Here is a 470-nt window from a genome sequence, read left to right as displayed (position 1 = left end):
GTCCTGGCCGGTGACGATCGGCAGCGACTTGGCGGTGCCGTAGCCGACGCCCTTCAGGGAGGAGAGGATGCCGATCGAGATGCCGTCGTAGGGCGAGAGCACGGCGTCGACGTGGGCGTTGGTGTACGACTTGCTCAGCAGGTTGTCCATCCGGGACTGGGCGAGCCCGCCGTCCCAGCGCAGCGCGGCGACCTGGTTGAAGTCGGTCTGGCCGCTCCGCACGACCCGCTTCTTCTTGTCGATGTACGGCTTGAGGACGCTCATCGCGCCCTTGAAGAAGAACCCGGCGTTGTTGTCGTCCGGCGAGCCGGCGAACAGCTCGATGTTGAACGGGCCCTTGCCGTCCTTGAGGCCGAGCTTGTCGGCGATGTAACCGCCCTGGAGGACACCGACCTTGTAGTTGTCGAAGGTCGCGTAGTAGTCGACGTTCGCCGTGCCGCGGATCAGCCGGTCGTAGGAGATCACCGGGA

1 protein-coding gene is annotated in these 470 nt (G+C 65.3%); it reads right to left on the bottom strand.

Features of this window, described 5'->3' with window-relative positions; genetic code table 11:
- Positions 1-470 (bottom strand): substrate-binding domain-containing protein (locus tag ACOV8S_RS31245; protein WP_448321857.1); only part of this gene is annotated, 470 nt, incomplete at both ends.

The sequence above is a fragment of the Streptomyces sp. CO7 genome, assembly GCF_053474865.1.
Note: the sequence above shows the minus strand (reverse complement) of the source record. Positions and strands in the feature narration are given on the sequence as shown.